General features: G+C 40.6%; 23 protein-coding genes. 18 read left to right on the forward strand and 5 right to left on the reverse strand.

Annotated features, from left to right (window positions below; all coding sequences use genetic code 11):
* The first annotated feature begins 55 nt into the window (after nt 1–55).
* The 3 genes from thiD to splB all read left to right on the forward strand — a co-directional run bounded on the left by thiD (nt 56) and on the right by splB (nt 2444).
* Nucleotides 56–853, forward strand: a complete 798-nt coding sequence (thiD, locus tag ACQV1I_RS08085) for a bifunctional hydroxymethylpyrimidine kinase/phosphomethylpyrimidine kinase (RefSeq protein ID WP_116334558.1) — start codon at nt 56–58, stop codon at nt 851–853.
* A gap of 201 nt (nt 854–1054) precedes the next feature.
* The gene (locus ACQV1I_RS08090; RefSeq protein ID WP_003338143.1) at nt 1055–1267 is read left to right on the forward strand and encodes an SPOR domain-containing protein; all 213 of its coding nucleotides are present in this window, start codon (nt 1055–1057) and stop codon (nt 1265–1267) included.
* A 67-nt stretch (nt 1268–1334) separates the two neighbouring features.
* Nucleotides 1335–2444, forward strand: a complete 1110-nt coding sequence (gene splB, locus ACQV1I_RS08095) for a spore photoproduct lyase (RefSeq protein ID WP_094699278.1) — start codon at nt 1335–1337, stop codon at nt 2442–2444.
* A 119-nt stretch (nt 2445–2563) separates the two neighbouring features.
* On the opposite strand, the gene cysK is transcribed toward splB, so the two are convergent.
* Entirely contained in the window at nt 2564–3490 is a 927-nt protein-coding gene (gene cysK / locus ACQV1I_RS08100; RefSeq protein WP_116334559.1) for a cysteine synthase A, read from the reverse strand.
* A 177-nt stretch (nt 3491–3667) separates the two neighbouring features.
* Between cysK and ACQV1I_RS08105 the strand changes: the two genes are divergently transcribed.
* The 9 genes from ACQV1I_RS08105 (at nt 3668) to ACQV1I_RS08145 (ending at nt 9560) form a co-directional block, all read left to right on the forward strand.
* The gene (locus ACQV1I_RS08105; protein WP_018673066.1) at nt 3668–4306 is read left to right on the forward strand and encodes a deoxynucleoside kinase; all 639 of its coding nucleotides are present in this window, start codon (nt 3668–3670) and stop codon (nt 4304–4306) included.
* A 10-nt stretch (nt 4307–4316) separates the two neighbouring features.
* Nucleotides 4317–5003 carry a deoxynucleoside kinase gene (locus ACQV1I_RS08110; protein ID WP_018673067.1) on the forward strand — a complete coding sequence of 229 codons (687 nt, stop codon included), beginning with the start codon at nt 4317–4319 and terminating at the stop codon, nt 5001–5003.
* Between the two features lie 238 nt (nt 5004–5241).
* Nucleotides 5242–5979: a class I SAM-dependent methyltransferase gene (locus tag ACQV1I_RS08115; protein ID WP_094699276.1), complete on the forward strand. Its 738-nt coding sequence runs from the start codon at nt 5242–5244 to the stop codon at nt 5977–5979.
* Between the two features lie 108 nt (nt 5980–6087).
* Nucleotides 6088–6408, forward strand: coding sequence for a hypothetical protein (locus tag ACQV1I_RS08120; protein ID WP_018673069.1), 321 nt, complete (start codon nt 6088–6090; stop codon nt 6406–6408).
* The gene (locus tag ACQV1I_RS08125) at nt 6405–7160 is read left to right on the forward strand and encodes a DUF3109 family protein (RefSeq protein ID WP_094699275.1); all 756 of its coding nucleotides are present in this window, start codon (nt 6405–6407) and stop codon (nt 7158–7160) included. The genes ACQV1I_RS08120 and ACQV1I_RS08125 overlap by 4 nt, the downstream gene beginning before the upstream one ends.
* Nucleotides 7161–7176: 16 nt before the next feature.
* Entirely contained in the window at nt 7177–7698 is a 522-nt protein-coding gene (locus tag ACQV1I_RS08130) for an acyl-CoA thioesterase (RefSeq protein WP_018673071.1), read from the forward strand.
* Nucleotides 7699–7916: 218 nt separating this feature from the next.
* Nucleotides 7917–9134 carry a hypothetical protein gene (locus tag ACQV1I_RS08135; RefSeq protein WP_116334560.1) on the forward strand — a complete coding sequence of 406 codons (1218 nt, stop codon included), beginning with the start codon at nt 7917–7919 and terminating at the stop codon, nt 9132–9134.
* On the forward strand, nt 9112–9312 hold the full coding sequence (locus ACQV1I_RS08140; protein ID WP_018673073.1) for a hypothetical protein: 201 nt from the start codon (nt 9112–9114) through the stop codon (nt 9310–9312). Before ACQV1I_RS08135 ends, ACQV1I_RS08140 begins: the two co-directional genes overlap by 23 nt.
* A gap of 83 nt (nt 9313–9395) precedes the next feature.
* Nucleotides 9396–9560, forward strand: coding sequence for a hypothetical protein (locus tag ACQV1I_RS08145; RefSeq protein WP_018673074.1), 165 nt, complete (start codon nt 9396–9398; stop codon nt 9558–9560).
* A gap of 177 nt (nt 9561–9737) precedes the next feature.
* Here the strand turns inward: ACQV1I_RS08145 and hutH are convergent, their stop codons facing one another.
* Both hutH and uvsE read right to left on the reverse strand, forming a co-directional pair.
* Nucleotides 9738–11249: a histidine ammonia-lyase gene (hutH, locus tag ACQV1I_RS08150; protein ID WP_094699273.1), complete on the reverse strand. Its 1512-nt coding sequence runs from the start codon at nt 11247–11249 to the stop codon at nt 9738–9740.
* Between the two features lie 958 nt (nt 11250–12207).
* Nucleotides 12208–13134, reverse strand: a complete 927-nt coding sequence (gene uvsE / locus ACQV1I_RS08155) for a UV DNA damage repair endonuclease UvsE (protein WP_018673077.1) — start codon at nt 13132–13134, stop codon at nt 12208–12210.
* 131 nt (nt 13135–13265) lie between these two features.
* Here uvsE and ACQV1I_RS08160 point away from each other — a divergent pair, with 131 nt between their 5' ends.
* Both ACQV1I_RS08160 and ACQV1I_RS08165 read left to right on the forward strand, forming a co-directional pair.
* Entirely contained in the window at nt 13266–13610 is a 345-nt protein-coding gene (locus ACQV1I_RS08160) for a carboxymuconolactone decarboxylase family protein (protein ID WP_018673078.1), read from the forward strand.
* A 717-nt stretch (nt 13611–14327) separates the two neighbouring features.
* On the forward strand, nt 14328–15044 hold the full coding sequence (locus ACQV1I_RS08165) for an MBL fold metallo-hydrolase (RefSeq protein ID WP_104033389.1): 717 nt from the start codon (nt 14328–14330) through the stop codon (nt 15042–15044).
* Between the two features lie 347 nt (nt 15045–15391).
* Here the strand turns inward: ACQV1I_RS08165 and ACQV1I_RS08170 are convergent, their stop codons facing one another.
* Entirely contained in the window at nt 15392–16081 is a 690-nt protein-coding gene (locus ACQV1I_RS08170) for a tetratricopeptide repeat protein (protein ID WP_094699269.1), read from the reverse strand.
* A gap of 209 nt (nt 16082–16290) precedes the next feature.
* On the opposite strand from ACQV1I_RS08170, the gene ACQV1I_RS08175 reads away from it, so the two are divergent.
* From ACQV1I_RS08175 to ACQV1I_RS08190, 4 genes are all read left to right on the forward strand, one after another.
* The gene (locus ACQV1I_RS08175) at nt 16291–17817 is read left to right on the forward strand and encodes a fumarate hydratase (protein ID WP_094699268.1); all 1527 of its coding nucleotides are present in this window, start codon (nt 16291–16293) and stop codon (nt 17815–17817) included.
* Between the two features lie 369 nt (nt 17818–18186).
* Nucleotides 18187–18471, forward strand: coding sequence for a LysM peptidoglycan-binding domain-containing protein (locus tag ACQV1I_RS08180; RefSeq protein WP_094699267.1), 285 nt, complete (start codon nt 18187–18189; stop codon nt 18469–18471).
* Between the two features lie 114 nt (nt 18472–18585).
* Complete coding sequence (locus tag ACQV1I_RS08185) at nt 18586–19383, forward strand: carbon-nitrogen family hydrolase (RefSeq protein ID WP_094699266.1); 798 nt, start codon at nt 18586–18588, stop codon at nt 19381–19383.
* 115 nt (nt 19384–19498) lie between these two features.
* The gene (locus ACQV1I_RS08190; RefSeq protein ID WP_094699265.1) at nt 19499–19696 is read left to right on the forward strand and encodes a hypothetical protein; all 198 of its coding nucleotides are present in this window, start codon (nt 19499–19501) and stop codon (nt 19694–19696) included.
* A 140-nt stretch (nt 19697–19836) separates the two neighbouring features.
* On the opposite strand, the gene yfkAB is transcribed toward ACQV1I_RS08190, so the two are convergent.
* Complete coding sequence (yfkAB, locus tag ACQV1I_RS08195) at nt 19837–20952, reverse strand: radical SAM/CxCxxxxC motif protein YfkAB (protein ID WP_094699264.1); 1116 nt, start codon at nt 20950–20952, stop codon at nt 19837–19839.
* Between the last annotated feature and the right edge of the window lie 100 nt (nt 20953–21052).

Below are 21052 nucleotides of genomic sequence, written 5' to 3' on the forward strand. Positions count from 1 at the left end.
GTTATACTGAAAAAGGAATAGACAGAAGATTGGTACATAGAGCGGGGGAGTCGAAGTGAAGAAACCATATATAGCCATGACAATTGCAGGTTCCGATAGTGGAGGAGGAGCTGGAATACAGGCGGATCTTAAAACCTTTCATCAAAGAGGAGTTTATGGTACCAGTGCTCTTACTGCTATTACCGCTCAAAACACACAGGGTGTTCACGGTGTTCACGTAATGACACCAGAGTTCGTTTCAGATCAAATCAGAGTAGTATTGGATGACCTGCCTGCTGAAGCTATTAAGACAGGCATGCTGGCTAATGCTCCAATTATCGAAGCGGTAGCCGAACAACTCCGCAAGCATCATGAAACAAAATTGGTTATTGATCCTGTTATGGTTGCTAAAGGCGGTGCCAAATTACTTCAGGATGAAGCGGTGCAAGCGCTTTTGACGCATCTTCTTCCCCAAGCTTACGTTATTACTCCCAATTTACCGGAAGCTGAAGTTTTAGTAGAGAGAACCATTGAAACCTTGTCTGATATGAAGGAAGCAGCAAAACATCTCCACGATTATGGAGTAGCTCATGTAATCATGAAAGGTGGGCATATGCTTGATCATCGACTGACCGATATATTATTTGATGGTCAGCATTTTCATGAAATTGAACATGAACGAATTCCCACTCGACATACACATGGAACAGGCTGTACATTCTCAGCATGTCTTACAGCTGAATTAGCTAAAGGTGCTGATGCTGTAACTGCTTTTCATACCGCACAGCAGTTTATCGTAACAGCTATTCAGACGGCACCGAATCTTGGCTCTGGTCATGGGCCAACAAACCATTGGGTTCAACTCCCACTCTAAGTTACCTCATGATGGAAGCCCTCTCTCGTTTATTATCACGATTTTACAAAAAAAATTGAAATAAATCTTGACGGGAGAGGTGTGCTTTGTTAGACAGATCGCATATGATAGTAGAATAATTATTCTGTTTTTTACCTTTTTCTGGATAGAATTATCTATAGATGTAAGCGTTTTCGTAAATTAAGGAAGGAGTGATGCTTCATGTGGGTTAAATGGGTAAGTATACATCAGTCGTATGGTTTGCCGAGAGCAGCTGAGGATTATCGGCAGAGATTAAAACTGGCTCATATCCGAAGTAGAATTACGTCCAAAAAGAGCGGAGCAACCTTCATTTATAATCTCCAGGTTCCTATTGGAGAAAAAGACAGGGCATTGCAGGTACTTCATACTATGAAGAAAGAAATGCAATTATAATAACCAATATTCACCTTGCTACTGATGTGTTAAACACGGAAATGCTAGTAGTAAGGGGAGTGATAACATGACTACTCAGGTATTGGAAAGACCATCCACTGCCAAGCAGGTCTTTGGAAATCAGACAGGGGAGAATGGAACAACAGGTCCAACTCGATATTTTGAACCCGATTTAGTTTATTTTGAACCAGATGCGCTTACCTTTCCACTAGGTAAACAACTGCATGAGAAATACCAGAAATCAGACATCCCTATAAAAATGACAACAAGCCACAATCAAGTACGTGGGATTCCGGGAGAAACGGACCTGCAACAGTACCGCAATGCTAAACGTACTTTAGTGGTTGGCGTCAAAAAAACACTTAAATTCGAACAGTCTAAGCCGTCTGCTGAATATGCGCTTCCCCTTGCAACGGGATGTGCTGCTCACTGTCACTATTGCTATCTAAACACAAATATAGGTACAAAACCATATGTTCGTGTCTATGTTAATACAGACGAAATTTTAGCAAAGGCAGAAGCATATATACAGGAGCGTATACCTGAAATCACTCGATTTGAAGCGGCTTGTACATCAGATCCGATTAATATTGAACATATAACGGGAAATCTAAAAAAAGCGATTGAATTTATGGGAAGGCAACCATTGGGCCGGTTACGCTTTGTAACCAAGTTTCATCAAGTCGACTCTTTACTGGATGCAAAGCATAACAAGCATACCCGTTTTCGTTTTAGTATGAATGCAGATTATGTCATTCGTAATTTTGAACCGGGAACATCATCTTTTGAACAGCGTATTGAGGCAGCGGGGAAGGTAGCTATGGCAGGATATCCACTGGGATTTATTATTGCACCACTGTATTGGTTTGAGGGCTGGGAAGCAGGATATACAGATTTGTTGGAACGTCTCAGCTCACGACTTGATGATGATGCCAAAAAGGATATCACCTTTGAATTGATACAGCACCGATTTACTAAAATAGCCAAAGGACTAATTCTAAAGAGATACCCGAAAACAAAATTAATCATGAACGAAGAAGAACGGAAATATAAATGGGGGAAGTATGGGAAGGGCAAGTATATCTACCCTGATATCCAAGCCAATGCATTAAAGACACACATGCAAAAAGAGATCGTTCGGCTCTTTCCAGATGCTAAGATTGAATATTTTACGTAAGCCCATGCTAGGAGTAGACGGCTTCTTCTGGACGCGTATAACAAAAAGATCGTGCAGGTATATGTCCTCGCATGATCTTTTTGCATATATGCACAGTAGCATCACCTATGTAACAAAATTCAGGGTAGGAATGAAAATAGATTACTAGACAAGTAACGTTCTCCACTGTCTGCACAAATGGCAAGCACGTTTTTTCCAGGACCCAATTGTTTGGCTACCTGCAAAGCTGCATAAACTGCTGCACCTGAAGAAGGACCAACTAAGATCGCCTCTAGTCGAGCAAGATTACGTGTGGTCTCAATTGCTTGCTCATCAGTTATATGAATGATTTCATCGTAAATTTGTTGATTGAGAATTGATGGTATAAAACCTGGACTTGTACCTACAATTTGATGGGGACCTGGTTTTCCGCCTGCTAATACAGGTGATCCAGAAGGTTCTACTACGGATATGTGCAGAGCTGGATAATGCTGACGTAATACTTCACCACATCCTGTAATGGTCCCACCTGTGCCTGCCGTTGCCACAAATCCATCAAGCGAGTCCCCCATCTGTTGAATAATTTCTAAAGCAGTGGTATGACGATGAATATCTGGATTGGAAGTATTCTCGAACTGCATTGGGATAAAGCTGTTTGGAATGCTAGCGGCTAACTCGTGGGCTTTACGGATGGCACCCGCCATTTTTTCATCGCCAGGGGTGAGAACGACCTCTGCTCCGTAAGCACGTAACAGTTGAATACGCTCGCGGGTCATCGTATCTGGCATAACAATAAGGCAAGGGTATCCTTTAGCGGCACATGCCATTGCTAAACCAATGCCTGTATTGCCGCTGGTTGGTTCGATGACGGTAGAATCGGCTAAAAGGTTTCCTGCTTTTTCTGCTTCTACAAGCATATGGTACGCAGCTCGGTCTTTGACACTGCCACTCGGATTATATTTTTCTAATTTGACAAAGACCTGTGCCATGTCTGGGCTTACCAATCGATGTAGCTGGACAATCGGAGTTTGACCGATTAAATCAGCCATGGTTTGAGCAACACGCATGTACTATTCCTCCCTGTGACTTTTTTCCCGGTAATTCTTAATTACATAATAACATATCGGAATTGTATGTATAATGACTTGTTACCTAGGCAATATGTTTTTTCCTTTCGACAAATGATTGTTTTACATGGTAAAATGAAATTCGTTTTGGTTTTACTGGGAGGGGTACAGATACGTATGAAATCCATTTTTATTACGGTGGAAGGCCCGATTGGGGTTGGCAAAACCTCTTTGTCAAAGGCGATTAGCAAGCAGTGGGGCTTGGAGCTTTTGGAAGAGATTGTGTATGAGAATCCATTCTTGGACAAGTTCTATGAAAATATTTCGGAGTGGAGCTTTCAGACTGAGATGTTCTTTCTTTGCAATCGATATAAACAATTACAAGATATAACCAAACGGCTGCAAAATGGGTATTCCGTTGTGGCTGATTACAATATTTTTAAGAATACAATATTTGCTAAACGGACATTGAGTGAAGATAATTTACCGAAGTACCAGCAAATTTATGGTATCTTGACCAGTGATATTCCTCAAGCTAATTTAGTCATTTATTTAAAAGCTTCTGTCGAAACGGCGATGCAACGGATAGCACTACGTGGTCGTGAGATGGAGCATATGATTGAACGGACTTATATGGAGAATTTGATCTCAGATTATGAGGAATTTATGCACCAATTTCAATTGTTGCATCCAAAAATCCCTGTACTGACAATTGAATGTGACCAACTTGATTATGTACACCAACCAGAAGATTTGGATTATGTCATAAAGCGTGTCGCAGAATTTTTGCCTAACAATCTTACTAAACAGCGATAAGGAGTTAATCATGTCGGTTTTTCAAACGAATCAATTGCGTGAAAAGTATCAAATTCCAAGCGATGCGGTCATTACGATTGCTGGAATGGTGGGTGTGGGCAAATCAACGTTTACGAAAGCGCTAGCTGATTTGCTTGGATTCCGTGTTTCCTACGAAAAAGTAGACAACAATCCTTATTTAGACCTTTTCTATGATGATTTATCGCGGTGGGGTTTTCATTTACAAATCTTTTTCCTAGCAGAACGCTTCAAGGAACAAAAACGTATCTTTGACTACGGTGGAGGATTTGTGCAAGACCGGTCTATTTATGAAGATACAGGCATCTTTGCCAAGATGCTACATGATCAGGGCAATATGACGGATGAGGATTATCAGACCTATACACATCTATTCGAAGCAATGGTGATGACGCCTTATTTTCCACACCCAGACGTACTGATTTCGCTAGAGGGAAACTACGAGGATATCATTCATCGCATTCAAGAACGCGGCCGTCCAATGGAACAACAAACACCCCTCAGCTATTGGGAGGATTTGTATGCTAGGTATGACGATTGGATTAATAATTTTACATCTTGCCCGGTTTTGCGTGTTAATATCAATGAATACGATGTGATGGACGATATCAACTCTGTAGAAGTTGTACTGGCACGTTTGTCTGATAAAATTAATACAGCTCGTCACTATAGACGCTAGTAGTGCCCGACGGCTTTGCTGAAAAGAACAAGCAAAGCCGTCGTTTTGCTACAACGATGTGGAATAGCTAAGGCTTTGGATTTTGATTATCTAGGGTGAAGAGCTTGCCTGGTCAGAGATCGTAAAGCTAAGTTTTCTTCAAACAGGCAAATGTAAAAGGTTCAGATCGGGGTATGATATAATAACCGAAGTAGTTACAGATGTAACAGACGAAATGAGAATCAAAGGAGTAGAGAGCATGGGAGACGCTTGGTTTGAAAAAAGCTTCCGAGAAGACTATCTGCTGGTATACCAGCATCGAGATGAGGCTTCTGCGGATCAAGAAATACATAATTTATTGGAACGTTTACCTATTAAACGTGAGGGAAGAGTTCTAGACTTATGCTGTGGGAGCGGTCGACATTCACGAGCTCTTGTAAAACGTGGCTATGAGGTAGTGGGAATCGATTTATCTTCCGTGCTGTTAGAGCAGGCCGAGCTACTTAATGATCCACAGCAGGTTACGTACTATCAGTATGATATGAGAGACATTCCGTTTGAATCGGAATTTGATATTGTTGTTAATTTGTTTACGAGCTTTGGATATTTTTCTGATGACCAAGAGAGTGCTCAGGTTGTTAAAAATATGGCGAAAGCTTTACGTTCGGGTGGAGAAGTCGTTATTGATTACCTTAACCCTAGTTATGTAAAAGAACATCTGGTTCCAAAATCTGAACGAGAAGCAAATGGCTTATTGATTACAGAACGTCGTCGTCTTGAAGATGGTTTTGTAAAAAAAGAGATTTCGATCCACGATGCTGAAGAAAGAGAGCCACGTATCTATCAGGAGCAGGTTCGATTATTTGAACTAGAACAGATGATGGGCATGCTAGAGGATGCTGGATTTATCAAGATTCAAGTCTTTGGTGACTACGCCTTCCAACCATACGACAAGGAAAGCTCTCCACGTATGATTTTTCATGCAATAAAAAAGTAAAGTCGAAAAAAGGAAACGTTTACAAATAAAAAAAGCTTTTCAAAAGAGTACGGTAGCGGGTAAGCTAACAGATAAAGTGCTACTCTTTCAGAATAAAAGGAGGTAACTATGGATATTCATAACCATGCTGCCCTTATGGAAATACTAGATAAAGCATATGTGAATCAGAAAGTACAAGTCACTTATACAGACTGGGAAGGCGATGAGCAAGAAGACGAGGTAGTAACTACTTTTCGTGGAACTTTGCTTGAGGTGAGCCTAAAAGATAATGAGTTTGAGGAAAAAGATCTTACACTTCGTTTCTTAGAAGAAGAGGACGAAATTGAGATTCTAATGGAAATCCCAGCAAATGAGCAAGACCTTGGAGTAAGTGAAGAACAACTAGTACGCATTTTCGGTACAGAGGCGGAGCTTGTTCTAGCAAAATGAGAAATGATGTAACCTACGGATATTACGGTACGACGGAGCGGATGTCCCAAAAAGAATCGTACCATTTTCATAAATATGTAAAGAAGAAAAAAAATCGCCTTGTGCAAAAGGGGCATTTCTACATTGATGTAGATGCCCTGCAAAGGCCTTGTCATCTAGATTGCTTCAATTGTCATATTGTTCATCGTGAAACGTGTTGTGAGAATGGACAACCGTATGCCGTGCAAGACTGGCAGCTTTCTCTAATTGAAGCAGAGAGTCGCTCTGTTGCTGCCGCCTATCTGAACGGTCGATCACAACAAAGGGTCATGGAGCACGGTTGCTTTGAATCGGCTGAACCAGGAGTTGTGCGTATGGAAAAAGGTTCCTGTCTATTCTATGGTCAAGTAGATGGACAGCGTTGTTGCTTGCTTCATGCTCATGGTCTGCGCGAGCAAAAGGATGTTTATTCCATAAAACCGTTTAGTTGTCAGTTATACCCGATTGATTTCGTGATGATGGATAATGAAAACATTCTAATAACTGCTTTAACGGAAGAGACCGCATCCTTTTCACGTTGGGGTCATGAATATTTGGAAATATTCTACTGTGCTAACCAGGAAAAACGTAAACAAGCAACGCATATTGACGAACAGCTTTTTTCATTAGATGGATATCAGCCTGCTTATATCTGGGGCCGAGAGCTTATCGAACGCTCTTTTGGTGAGGATGCGTATCAGGCGGTTATAGAAGCCATATATCAGTACAGCTAGAGAGGGAGAAACTGCTATGGACATGGAGTTAAAAGGAAAGACGGTCAAAGAATCACGCACGGTGAAAGCATCGCTTATCTTACCTTCAGATACGAATCATCATGGAACCATTTTTGGCGGGACGATTATGTCTTATGTTGACGAAGTGAGCGCTATTGCAGCAATGCGCCATTCTCGCAAGCCAGTTGTGACAGCTTCGATTGATTCGGTTGACTTTATCGTACCTGCAAAGCTGGGCTTCTCGGTGTGTGTGGATGCGTTCGTTACCTCTACGGGGCGTACATCTGTTGAAGTTTTTGTCAAAATCATCAGTGAGAATTTGCAAACTGGGGAACGCCAATTAACAGCTACTTCGTTTGTCACATTTGTCGCTTTAGATGAAAATGGAAAACCTACTCCTGTACCACCAATCATTCCAGAAACGGAAGAAGAAATTTATCTATATCAAACAGCACCACAACGTATTAAAATGCGTAGGGAACGTCGTAATGCAACTCAGCAGTTCTATGATTCATTAGATATTACGAAGGATATATAGCAAAAAAGAGAAGCCTAATCCTAAGAGCAATCGCTACTAGGGATTGGGCTTTTTTTATGTTGGGCTAAAAAAGAAAAATAAATACCAGAAAATACTAGGGAAAAGTAAATAAAAGCAGAATAAGTAAAATAGCTGACGTAAAGAAATAGCACCTATGGGACAGTTCGTAACAAATATTCCACCCATAGGAGGTGAATCAGCCATTTAGGCTGGGAAAAATGGGTATCAAACAAACAATAGGTACCAATTACCATAATTCACTCATCAGGCTGTCAGAAAATTTTGACCCAGTTATGAAAAAGTTTCGTAAAAGCTACGAGGATACTCAGAACCAAGGCTGGATTATGCCACTCTTATTAAAGCTTGTTCCAGATTTTAAAAGAATAATTGATTCCGTGAAGAATTTAGATTCACAAGGGATTGTTAAATCACTAGGCTCAGTGATACCTAGTGCCAGTATTATTGGCATCCCTCTTGCAGTTCCCTATCTAGGTGTTTCATCTCTACTAGGTTTCACAATATCAGGGTTCATTCTGGTCATCTCAACAGGCAGGAATCTTTGGCTGATGACGCAATTAGATAGTATTCATTTTCATGTGGGAGCGTACCGATTTTTAAAAAGAAGAGAGTATGATCTTTTTACTGGGAGCTTTTTGTTTTCGGATTTCTCCTTCAAAGGGTTGTTATACATTGTAAATAATTCTCTAAATGGTGAAGAAGAATTAAATAAGACGTTTGAAAAGCTAAAAATTGAATTTGATAGCTTTACATCGACTCATCAAGCCAGATATGAGGAAAAAGAAGCCTATCTTTTAAAACAAAACAATGGTTTAGAAGCAGAATTATTACGGCAAAAAGAGGTTATAAACTCAATTATTACGAAAGCAGATCAATCTCTCAATCAGCTATACAATGAACTAAGTGAGGCCAACTTATCCTCTGAATACATGGCCGATTTACTTGACCGGCTAATTACCATTTTATACAGATATCGGAATGGCCGGTTTTCGGTTTCTGACTTGAAATTAATTGCAGACTTTACGATCTATAAGATGGAAGGGGCATTCCTAAAGAAAATTGCTGATGAAGGCACAAGTGGTCATAGTTTAGGTTTAATCAGTATGGATTCCAAGGAACACGCAACCTGGGCTGCTGTGCAGGTCGTTAAAACTAAATCTACTGACCCTCTTTTCAACGAACCTCGTAAAAACTATTATATCGCTTCTTATCTGATGAAAATGGGTAATAATGAGATGTGGGTTTATAATCTTCATTTCCATCGAGATCGAAACAAAAAAGCGGTAGACTTGACTATTCGTGATATAATTGATAATAAATTACTGTTTAGGTTGATTCATGTTCTATGTCTTTTACTGCAAAGTACTGGATTTCCTAAGAAGGAGGAGAGCTCAGATGACAACCTCTTATCAAGATGATACTGACCTAAAAAGAATCGTATCCTTAACACAAAATGAAATAAATAAAAAACGACAAAAGGCTGCTAAAGATATCATTCAGGGCTTTAATCTTATGGCTTCCCGTGTTGTAGAAGAGAATAATATACAAATTGCTGCGACACTTAGTGGATCAAAGCATGCAGATAAAAAGTCCTAAGAATTAGGGCTTTTTTTTATTTTCTCCTTGTGGAGTTTACATTTTGTTTTTTCTCCATATACTGATAAAAAGGAGGGGGAAGGATGAAGGCTGGTCCTAAACAAAATGTTTTTGATCTGAAATGCTACCCCAAAAAGATACCAAATGATTCGATGAAACAAATCATTAAGAAGCGCACAGATAAAGCAAATCAAATCCTTACTCACTGGAATCAATATAAAGAGCGGATTCGCTTCATTATGAAATAAAAGAGTAAATATTGTACAAAAATAATAGTTACTGAAAAGAGTAGAAGCCTATCTTTTGCTCTTTTTCTTGTTATTTTCAGAAAGTCTAATAAAATATCTGTTCTTGTATGTAACGATAAACTCAAGAAGGCACAGAGGACTTTCATGACATCTGTGCCTTTTTTGAGTGTGTTGCTGTCATTCTTCGTTTGTAGATAAGATATCTTCTTTTAAAAGTTGTTCTGCTAAAGCTAAATCTACATGCAACTCTCTATCTTCCACGAGCTTTGGTATTGCAAAACGCAGACGCTGGTATGCTTTTGAAGTTCCTTCTCCCAGTTTTCCGGTAGAGAATTCAATTGCTTGACCTGCACATATATATTCAATAGCTAGTACTTTACGTACATTGGCTAAAACGGTACGAAGCTTACGAGCTGAGGTCGTTCCCATGCTTACATGGTCTTCCTGATTCGCAGAGGATGGGATAGAGTCAACAGAAGCCGGATGACATAGTACCTTGTTTTCAGAAACGATAGAAGCAGCAACGTATTGAGCGATCATAAATCCAGAATGCAAACCGCCATTCGGTGTCAGGAATGCAGGGAGGTCACTGAGTTGAGGGTTAACAAGTCGCTCTGTACGTCGTTCGGAAATATTGGCTAACTCAGACATAGCAATGGCTAAAAAATCGGCAACTAGCGCCATTGGTTGACCATGGAAATTTCCGCCTGAAATGACATCTCCCGTTTCAGAAAACAGGACTGGATTATCCGTTACGCTGTTGCACTCACGTGTTACGGTTTGCCAAACATATTCCAGTGTATCACGAGTAGCTCCATGTACCTGTGGGATACAACGCAGGCTGTAGGCATCCTGTACTCGAATTTCACCTTGTTGGGTTGTACGTTCGCTATTTGCTAGGTGTTGTAACATCCGACGAGCAGACTCTTGCTGACCTGGATGAGGTCGAACAGCATGCAATCTGGCATCGTACGCTTTGGGAATTCCATGGAGCGCTTCTACTGTTAACGAAGCAATTACCTCAGCATTTTCCATAAGAGAACGAGCATCATACAGGGCAAGGCATAGGAGAGCGGTCATTGCTTGTGTACCATTAATTAGTGCCAAACCCTCTTTTGCTACCAAACGAACAGGAGTTAGATTAGCTTTTTGCAAAGCATCCTTCCCTGGCATCCGACTTCCTTGGTATTCAGCTTCCCCCTTACCTAGCATAACCAATACCATGTGAGCTAGAGGAGCCAAATCGCCACTAGCTCCTAGAGAACCCTGTTGAGGAATAATGGGATGAACACCACGATTGCACATCTCTACCAACAATTGGAGGGTCTCCAAACGAATGCCTGAAAAGCCTTGAGATAAAGCATTGATTCTTAGAGTCATCATGGCACGAACCACTTCTGTAGGATATGGCTCCCCCATGCCGCAAGCATGGCTCATAATTAAATTTTCTTGAAGATGGCTAACATCGTCTTGAGAGATCATCACATCTGAAAATTTACCAAACCCTGTCGTTATTCCATATACCACTTTTTCTTCTCGTACCATTTCTTCAACCATTACACGAGAGCGGAGTACTTTGGACACAGCTTCAGAAGAAAGAGAAATCGCATGATGATTGCGAGCTACCATGACAACTTGTTCGATAGAAAGGGAAGTACCGTCTAATGCTAGTGCGTGTTGAATGGACATTATTAATTTCCTCCTTTAGCAGAGCAGAGAGCGAAAATAAAAGGGGCTAGGAACGAATTCCTAACCCCTTGTTACCCTGATATATAGTTGACATGTCACGTTCACGTTGGCATGTTACCCTCATTCGCTATTCCTCGCTTTTTTTAATATCGTTATTATGGCAAAAGGATAGGTAAAGGTCAATACAAGTGTTTGTAAAAATTAATTTTGGGCACGGGTCTTCACCCAAATTGGGCCATGGTCAGGGGTGCATATACTGGTTATCTATCATACCATGCAATATGTCATGTAAGTTATGGATTAATGAAAGGATGGGGTCAGTCGAATGGAAAGTAGTAGCAGATATATACCTGCCAGAGAAAAGTATCCACCTAAGGGTATGATGCCAAGACCAGCACCAAAAAAGGAATATCCCAGAATGCCTGCAAGGCCCATGCACCCAATGCCTATGCATCCAAGGCCTATGCATCCAAGGCCCATGCAACCAATGCCAAAGATGCCTAAACGAAAACCAACTCCTCCTGTAGTACAACCAAAAATAGAGATTTATATCTTTAAGTACCATTTCCATTATGAAAAGATGATGGGTTATGAGGATAAATGCTTGCGATATAGAAGGTCTCCAAGGCATTATCACAAATATTATCAAATGTATAGGCATCACAAGGAAAAAATGAATTACTACTACCAAAAATGTTATGATTACGACGACTATCATTCAGTTGATTCATGTAGCGCGCACTCCACTTCCCATTCCTCATCCAGCTGCTCATCTGCAGCCCCTAGTTCCTCCCATTATGGAAAAGAAGGTGGAGGTGAATGTGGAGGTACATGCAGCGGTACGTGTAGCGGTAAATGTGGTCGTTGGAGAAAATAGTCCACTTGGAAGCTTGAATTCTTTCATATCAGTTAAAACCCACTATCCCGGTGATTGTGGGCTTATTTTTTGTTTAACGGCTTACATATAAATCGATTCGTGAGTTTGGCCATTTGCCAGCATCTCATTGCGCAATTTCAACAGGGCTTCATCCTTGTTTTTACATTCCAACATGATATCAACATTGTAATCCTTTAATAGAGGGAGATATGACATAAAGTCTTCATACAAGATATCATCTGCGTGACTGCGATACTCTTTTTCTGATTTAGGTGTAGAAAAGTGCATTTTAACTATCCGAGTTCCCCAAGTATTGATGATACGAGGTAAGTATTCAGCCAAATTCTCTCCATTATGGAGGCAGCGATGATGATGAATATCAAGAACCATAGGGATCTTAATACGCTCACATAAGTGTAAGACTTCTTGCATAGTAAAAGAAGTGTCATCGTTTTCTACTACCAAGCGCTTTTTTATTATCTCTGGTAGCTTTGAAAAATTCTCCTCAAATCGAGTGAGTGAGGATTCTTTATCGCCATAAACGCCTCCTACATGAGTAACTAACACTGAATTTTCATCCAAGCCCATTAAATCAAAGACAGAGGCATGATAATAAAAATCCTTTCTGGTACTTTCCAGAACTTTGTTTGACGGAGTATTTAAAATACTGTAATGACCTGGATGGGCTGTCATTCGTATGCCGTGTTTACGGATATATTCTCCTACCTTATTAAAATCCCAAGTAAATTCCTTTGCCCAATCCCAATGCTCGGCAACAGGATGGGTGGCAAAAGGCACAAATTCAGAAGGTAATCGGTACAAAAATATTCCATGCTCCACATTGTATTGCAGCAGATCTAATAGGTTAAAAAAATTGGTTTGCATGACTTTCCGTAATTTTTTTAACTGATCAGGAGGAGAAAGCTTTGCTAGTTGTCCTAAAGTTGTCTTTTTATTTGGATTGTTCTTGGTTGCCATACTGATGCAGGCATAGCCTAGGCGGATCAATCATGCTCATTCCTTTCTCCAAATAGGTTCGATGAAAGTAGTATTACCCGATGGCACGAAAAAAAGAATACATGAATGTAAGAAGAAGGTGGAAACATAAGGGGGAATTGGATACTAGAGGAGGAAGTAACATGGCAGAACATTTATTAGCGGAACAATATCGCGATGGCTTACAGTCGTTTGGACGAATGATGCCCAATGTATTACAAGCCTACAATCAATTTACCAGCGCATGCTTTGCTCCAGGTGTAATTGATAGCAAACAGAAGCATCTAATGGCCCTTGGAATTTCTTTATATACAGGTAATGAGCACTGTATTGTTTATCATATGGAGGCTGCTTTGGCAGAAGGAGCTAGCCAGCAAGAAATTGCAGAAACGGTGGGGGTCGCAGGTGCTTACGGAGGCGGGACAACTTTCTCGCATGGTGTTATTTTAGTTACCGAGGTTATGGAAGAGAAAAATCAAATCCAATAAGTTCATACGGTAAAAAAGATGGTAGCCAGAAATGGCCCAACCATCTTTTTTATTACTAGCTTGGGTTAATATGTAGTGCCTCGTTTCGAACTAAATTAAACGCAAGTGTTAGCAAGAGTAGGAGCAACCTTCTCCATTTTTTTAGCTTGGATTTTCATAGTGAGTACCTCCTTGTAATGTAATTTCGGTTAATGTAACTGTTTATGAATTGAACTATTTAAATTAAACGCAAGTGTTAGCAAGAGTAGGAGCAACTTTCTCCATTTTTTTAGCTTGGATTTTCATAATGGTACCCCCTTTGTGTTGTAAGTTTATTAGTTTGTAATTTTCCTGAAAAGACGACCTAGTTCCAAATTAAACGGAAGAGCCAACAAGAGTAGGAGCAACTTTCTCCATTTTTTTAGATTGGATTTTCATAAGTAAGCACCTCCTTTATCGTTCGTTTTTGTAAGACATGCTCAGTATAATGTATATTCTGAATATTTACAATATTTTTTTGGTAAACTATTTTTTATATATATTAAAATGAAACGTACCTATTTCTGACAACATTTTTACAGATGACCGGAAATTGGAAGAAAAACGAGGGTAATCATGCTTTTTCGCAATCTTTTCGTGAAAAATGTTGTATAATAGGAATATAAGAGGGAAATAACGGAGGATATCGTATTTACGATGGATGTTACATAACGGTTCACGGAGAGGAGAGATGGGAATTTGACCAATGTCACCTGCCAAATTGCTCCCGGTGTTTGGACGATTATCACTTATGAAGACTCATGGAAAAGTTACATCAATAATTATGTAGTGGAACGAAATGGACGGTTTTATTTAATTGATACAAATCTTAAAAAGCATCGTTCGTATTTTCAGCAAGCACTTGTGGATATTGGTGCCACTTCAGATAAAGTGGAAGATGTACTATGTACCCATCGTTTGCCTGATCATATTGGTAATGTGGAGTTGTTTGCTACAAGCCAAAACTGGATTCACCTGCATGATTTTTTTGAACTAGATGATTTTTCACAAACGTTATTCGGTCATTCCTTTACGGGAGAAAAAGGTCAGATTGGGCTGTTTTCATTTGTGAACTTACCAACTTATACAGAGGGCTCAGTAGCTTTTTTTGATTCCGAAACAAATATTTGTTTTATTGGCGATCATCTTCATTTTTTTGGTATGGATATTGAGCAGGTGATCGGTTATCAGGAGAATTGTCGAAAAGAACTTATTTTTTATTTCGGAGCATGGTTACAACGTTGTCCAGATGTAGATCAAGTTATTGGATTTTTAGAAGCAACCAAATCATTACTACAATGGCCCATTGAGATATTGGCAACAGGACATGGTCCCATTCTACAAGGAAATATTCAGCAATTTCTCCAAGAAATTGTAGGCATATTGTCTCAATACACGGAGCAACGCTTGGCCTAGCTAATCCGAGTGACTAGTTAGATAAAAAAATCCTCACCAAGGTAGGAGGATTAAAAGACGCGTATTTCATTCAATTATATTTTCATGAAGCTCCGAAACCCTTGTACATCAAGGGTTTTTCTATTTGAGTAAATGAAATCTGCACAGAGAACTTATATCCTTGTATTTTTGGAATAATGAGAACGAAGAATGTTAACATACCAGTATTACGATAAGAATCGGACGATGAATATATGAAAAAATGAGGTTGCAAAAGATTGGATCAATTTTTGGGCGAAATTTTACACAAAAAACTTGTGAGCTGAAGGAAAAATGACTACAGCCCACAAGTTAAATACAGCACCGTATCATCCAGCGTGAGAAGCCGCTTTTGTCCATTCATTTAGACGCAATTCAAGTTCTTCTTTACGGAGAAACAGCGTTTGAGAATATGCATAATGCCTGATTTTTTCAATATGTTCTACTGCAAGAGTATAATGGCCTTCTGCGGCTTCCATTTCTGCTAAACAAAAATAAAGCAGGACAGGGCGAATTCGTCTTTGCTGTAACAACGATAATGCGTGCTTAGCAGCTGGAAGGTCTCCCATTCGAGCTTGACAGCAAATAATGATGCCCAGAGCACTATGCATACGTGGGTCCCTTTTATATAGATGTATGCCAATTTGCAGTGCATCCCGATATCGTCCCCGATAATAGCAGGCAACGGCCAAATTGTAAAAGAGATGCTGTAAGAGAGCACGATGAAACAGTGTTGGAGATTCTTTGCACAGTATAATGGCTTGCGTAACATATGATTCAGCAGCATCGTACTTTCCTTGTAGTAACTGTTGACTCGATTTGTCGAGTAGTGCTACTGAGCGCGTTTTGTTTTTTAGGTAAGAAGACTCCAAGATTATTTGCATCCGCTCAGGGTTCCGCTTGCATAACAGCGTTCTGTAATGGTAGCGAAAAGGCCACTGCAAGCGGAGTAAGCCAATGAGTAAAACTACTGCCAATCCGGTCAGTGTAGCAGGCAACGTCATTTGAAAATAATGCATGTGGGCCCTACTCCTCTTCCATTTATTCCGTTCAAAAAGTATCTTCATGATATCACAGCGAGGATGACTGGTATAGGGAGAGGTTGTATCTCAGTTGGCTGAGAAAAAACGCACAATCGGAAGGGTCGCACCTATTTTTTTGCTATGCTATAATTATGATCGTTGTGTAGAGTATTTATTCTTTTTTGAAAAGAGAGGCGACTTCCATCATGGATAAGTTCAAAGATAGCATGTTGCAGTTGATCGTGGAGACCTCCACTAATCTGCCGCCAGACGTTCGGCATGCCATTAACGCTGCGAAAAAAAGAGAGGATGCTGGCACGCGTGCTGCTTTATCGCTCACTACCATTGCTCAAAACATTAAGATGGCTGAAGAAAATGTTTCACCAATCTGTCAGGATACAGGAATGCCTACATTTGAAATTAAGACACCGGTAGGGGTTAACCAGATCGTGATGAAGAAAGCAATTCTGGAAGCGATTGCAGAAGCAACGAGAACTGGTAAATTACGTACTAACTCTGTAGACTCGTTAACGGGTGCCAACTCTGGAGATAATATTGGACCAGGTACACCTGTTCTTCATTTTGAACAATGGGAAGAAGATTATGCCGAAGTGAAGCTAATTCTTAAAGGTGGCGGCTGTGAAAATAAAAACGTACAATACTCTCTCCCCTGTGAGCTTCCCCATCTAGGAAAAGCTGGTCGTGACTTGGATGGAATCCGTAAGTGTATCTTGCATGCTGTCTATCAGGCGCAGGGTCAAGGCTGTAGCGCTGGCTTTATCGGAGTAGGCATTGGCGGAGACCGTACGAGTGGCTACTCACTGGCTAAGCATCAATTGTTCCGTAGCGCAGATGATTCTAATCCAATCCCCGAGTTAGCTGAATTGGAAGATTATATTATGCAAACAGCGAATGAACTGGGAATTGGAACCATGGGATTCGGGGGTAATACCACCTTGCTTGGCTGTAAAATTGGTGTAGAAAATCGCTTGCCAGCTAGCTTTTTCGTCTCAGTAGCTTATAATTGCTGGGCATTCCGACGTCAAGGGGTGCATATTAACCCAGAAACAGGAGAAATCATTCGTTATTTATATACAGAAGAAAATCATGTGGATATGGACATGTCCTCAAGCGAGGAACAAGCTGAGCGCCGTGAGGTTGTATTAGAGGCACCTATAACGGAAGAACAGATTCGCAGTCTTAAAGTGGGTGATGTGGTCATTATTAATGGTATGATGCACACCGGACGCGATGCCTTGCATAAATACTTGATGGATCACGATTGCCCAATCGACCTAAAAGGTGGCATTATCTATCACTGTGGTCCTGTTATGCTAAAAGATGAAGAAGGCAACTATCATGTAAAAGCTGCAGGTCCTACTACTAGTATTCGTGAGGAGCCGTATCAAGGTGACATCATGAAAAAATTTGGAATCCGAGCAGTTATGGGAAAAGGTGGCATGGGTCCAAAAACCTTGAAAGCCTTGCAAGAGCATGGAGGCGTATACTTAAATGCTATTGGTGGAGCTGCACAGTACTACGCGGATTGTATTGAGCAGGTAGAAGGTGTAGATTTCATGGAATTTGGTATCCCAGAAGCAATGTGGCATTTACGTGTTAAAGGCTTTGCAGCAATAGTCACAATGGATTCACACGGAAACAGCTTGCATGCTGAGGTAGATAAGGATTCTGCTGAGAAGCTCGCTATGTTTGCAGATCCCGTTTTTAAATAAGAAGAAAAAGAGCGAGTAAAGCAAAGATACGTAGAGTCCAAAAGCATGGAAAAGAAAAAGGCCTTGCAGCGCTAATCGTAGCGGATGCAAGGCCTTTTTGTGCATCGATCTATGAGGATAAGTACGGCAGGTCAGCCATTAATGGCTTCAGAAGAAAAGGAGAGGATGCCCGTTCTGAGAGAGGTACAGAAGAGAATGAGGGTTGCGATACAAATGATGAAGTAAGGGAGGGCTTTTACCTGCCAATACTTGTCAGGTCATAGATCGATGCCTACCTTTTGGAAAATAGGTGTTCGTTTATTTCCTCTCAACCAAAACGGGCATAGGTTACTAACATAGAAGATCATTTTTTATAGGGGGCTGATACGTATGAATTATATTGTTCAACGTGGCGACACACTATATTCTATTGCTCAACGCTATGGGGTGCCTATCGATGTAATTATACGCGCTAATCGATTACGTCCACCATATGCACTGTACGTTGGTCAACCACTGTACATTCCTCAGCAGGTGGTACCTAATCCATCACCGAACGATGCAGATGAAGATCGCAGAATCGCCCGATTAGAGCGTGAAGTGGCAAGATTAAATGAAAGATACCGAGATTTAAATCGACGCGTTAGAGCTTTAGAACAACGTAGTCGTACTTAATTTACTAGTATGCTATGCATGGAAGGGGGGAGCTGCATCCGCTCCTCTTTCTTTTTTGACAAAATTCCACTACTATAATGGTGATAAATATGCGGGCCATAGGAGGAATACGGGATGAGTAACAAGTGGAGAATCGCTCTAATCCAAATGGATGTGGTGCTGGGAAATCCAGAGGCAAACAGACAAAAGATAAAGAAAATGACCGAAAATTTACACGAATCAGTCAGGCCGATTGATGTTATACTATTACCCGAATTGTGGGATACTGCTTATGATTTGAGGCGCTTAGATGATATTGCAGATGAACAAGGTGAGAATGCCCAGGTTTTTTTAAAAGATCTAGCTAGCTCACTACATAGCCATGTATATGGTGGTTCTATTGCCGAACGTAAGGAGAATGGTGTATACAATACTACCTATGTATTTGATAAGCAGGGGAATTTGGTCGGCTCATATTCCAAAGCCCATTTATTTAAGCTAATGAATGAACACCAGTTCCTTCAATCGGGTGATCAATTGGGCTTGTACCAAATGGACGATCAGCAGGTGGGAGCGGTTATATGCTATGATATTCGTTTTCCAGAATGGATTCGTCTGCATGCAGTAAAGGGAGCTAAGGTCTTGTTCGTATGTGCTCAGTGGCCAAACCCTCGATTGGCTCATTGGCGCGCTCTATTAATTGCCCGGGCGATCGAAAATCAAATGTATGTAGTTGCTTGCAATCGGGTAGGAACTGATTCTGCGAGTAGCTTCTTCGGTCATTCCATGGTAATTGATCCATGGGGAGAAGTGATTGCTGAAGCTGGTGAAGAAGAAATGATTCTAACTGCTGAGATCGATTTAGATATTGTCGATCAGGTTCGTTCTAAGATTCCTGTGTTTGCCGATCGTCGTCCTAATATTTACAGCTAAGAAGATAAAGTTGATTGTAGCATGGAGAAAATGGGCCGCATCTATGCTTCTGCCTACAGCGTTTATCCCTTTTTTACATAGCCTATTAGTAAGGAATGTGAGGAGGTGGAGAACAATGGCTGGACTATTTAATAGCAAAGGGATAATGCACCATTTCTCAGGGATTCGTACAAAAGTTGTTCAAATCCGAGAGTTAGTGGAGACGGTTGACACCGTATTTACTTCATTCGACCGAATGGGTGAACTAGGAAAATCGGTTAACCCTTTTAAGCCTAAAAAAAGAAGAGAAAACATTCCGCATGATATGGAATAATATGGAGAACTAAAGTTGAAAGGTTGCCCTTTTTTAGGCAACCTTTCAATGTGTAGCAGGACGATTTTTGCAGGATGATTTTATTTACCTGTTCGAAGGAAGATACTTTTTAAAGTTTACATGTGCTATTCAAGACGAGTTTATATAAGTGCCTTCCGCTTTTTGAAATCAGTGTTCAAGTAATAGCTATGATATACGAGAAGATTTGGACCAGCACATTCGGCATTTGGACAAAAACAATTAATGGATTGATTTAGCGAATGACTTTGCCAACGAGCAAACATACTCTCTAGGGTATCTGTCTGAATATTTCCTAGAATGCCTACATCCCCAAAGTCAGTTACAGTTACATCTCCGGTAAATATGTTGATATTTAAACGACAGCGCCCATCAGGGTCGTTGCGTACAGTAACATTCTTAGATTGACGCAGACGCAGAATAAGCTGTTGATCATCAGGGTCTTGACTGCATGCAAAAAACGGCAGGGTACCGAACAGCATCCACATCTCTTCATCGCGTACGTCTAAAAGGGTGTGAATAGATTCACGTAGCTGAGGCAAGCTTAGCACAGGTAGATTTTTAGCAAAATCGCTTTGGTACATAGGATGTACCTCGTGGCGAACACAACCCATTTCTTTAATTAATTGGTGAATCTTCGGGAGCTTTTGCCACGTCCGAGTATTCAGCATGCTTTCGGCAGAGACGATTACGCCTGCATTTGCTAATTTTTTTGCATTGTCCATTGTTAATTGGTACAGTTTCTCTGCTTGGGTGAGTGAAACCTTTTGCGGACTATTTACGTATACCACTTCATGAAAATCTTCAGGCTGACTATAGTTCCACGACATATGCATCACATCAATGTATGGCAAAACAGCTTCGTAACGGGAAAATGGCAGAGATAAATTGGAGTTGATCTGTGTGCGTAAACCCCGTTCAGTAGCATACTGCAAAATAGGCGCAATTACGTTATTTACTGTTCGCTGACTGTACATAGGTTCTCCACCCGTAATGCTAAGGGTTAACAAATCCTTGGCTTCATCTAGACGCTGTAGGATAAGTTCTATTGGCAAGTGTGGATCATCTTTTATCCGTAATGTTTCACCAACAGCGCAATGTTCACAGCGCAGGTTGCATAGATTGGTCACAGTAAACTCAATACTGGTCAATTTGTAGGCAGGTGGTGTAGCATTATATAAAGGCTCCCATGGGTCCTTTTGAGGTGTAATGGGTGTAGTTGGAACAAAGCGTTTCAATGGTGAAACCTCCTTAATAGAAACATAACGTTGCCTCAGTAGTTTTATAATGAGGCTATATGAACAAACACCATTATAACCATAAATGGAGAGGGTGAGA

It is taken from the genome of Brevibacillus sp. JB24b, assembly GCF_051713385.1.
Taxonomy (GTDB): Bacteria; Bacillota; Bacilli; order Brevibacillales; family Brevibacillaceae; genus Brevibacillus_B; species Brevibacillus_B laterosporus.

Coding starts and splice junctions, on each gene's coding strand:
- ACQV1I_RS08105 (WP_018673066.1), top strand. CDS start 3,668: ATGAAATCCATTTTTATTACGGTGGAAGGCCCGATTGGGGTTGGCAAA.
- ACQV1I_RS08185 (WP_094699266.1), top strand. CDS start 18,586: ATGAGTAACAAGTGGAGAATCGCTCTAATCCAAATGGATGTGGTGCTG.
- ACQV1I_RS08160 (WP_018673078.1), top strand. CDS start 13,266: ATGGCAGAACATTTATTAGCGGAACAATATCGCGATGGCTTACAGTCG.
- ACQV1I_RS08190 (WP_094699265.1), top strand. CDS start 19,499: ATGGCTGGACTATTTAATAGCAAAGGGATAATGCACCATTTCTCAGGG.
- ACQV1I_RS08135 (WP_116334560.1), top strand. CDS start 7,917: ATGGGTATCAAACAAACAATAGGTACCAATTACCATAATTCACTCATC.
- ACQV1I_RS08180 (WP_094699267.1), top strand. CDS start 18,187: ATGAATTATATTGTTCAACGTGGCGACACACTATATTCTATTGCTCAA.
- cysK (WP_116334559.1), bottom strand. CDS start 3,490: ATGCGTGTTGCTCAAACCATGGCTGATTTAATCGGTCAAACTCCGATT.
- ACQV1I_RS08120 (WP_018673069.1), top strand. CDS start 6,088: ATGGATATTCATAACCATGCTGCCCTTATGGAAATACTAGATAAAGCA.
- ACQV1I_RS08130 (WP_018673071.1), top strand. CDS start 7,177: ATGGACATGGAGTTAAAAGGAAAGACGGTCAAAGAATCACGCACGGTG.
- hutH (WP_094699273.1), bottom strand. CDS start 11,249: ATGTCCATTCAACACGCACTAGCATTAGACGGTACTTCCCTTTCTATC.
- ACQV1I_RS08175 (WP_094699268.1), top strand. CDS start 16,291: ATGGATAAGTTCAAAGATAGCATGTTGCAGTTGATCGTGGAGACCTCC.
- ACQV1I_RS08090 (WP_003338143.1), top strand. CDS start 1,055: ATGTGGGTTAAATGGGTAAGTATACATCAGTCGTATGGTTTGCCGAGA.
- ACQV1I_RS08125 (WP_094699275.1), top strand. CDS start 6,405: ATGAGAAATGATGTAACCTACGGATATTACGGTACGACGGAGCGGATG.
- ACQV1I_RS08145 (WP_018673074.1), top strand. CDS start 9,396: ATGAAGGCTGGTCCTAAACAAAATGTTTTTGATCTGAAATGCTACCCC.
- ACQV1I_RS08140 (WP_018673073.1), top strand. CDS start 9,112: ATGACAACCTCTTATCAAGATGATACTGACCTAAAAAGAATCGTATCC.
- ACQV1I_RS08110 (WP_018673067.1), top strand. CDS start 4,317: ATGTCGGTTTTTCAAACGAATCAATTGCGTGAAAAGTATCAAATTCCA.
- ACQV1I_RS08115 (WP_094699276.1), top strand. CDS start 5,242: ATGGGAGACGCTTGGTTTGAAAAAAGCTTCCGAGAAGACTATCTGCTG.
- ACQV1I_RS08170 (WP_094699269.1), bottom strand. CDS start 16,081: ATGCATTATTTTCAAATGACGTTGCCTGCTACACTGACCGGATTGGCA.
- splB (WP_094699278.1), top strand. CDS start 1,335: ATGACTACTCAGGTATTGGAAAGACCATCCACTGCCAAGCAGGTCTTT.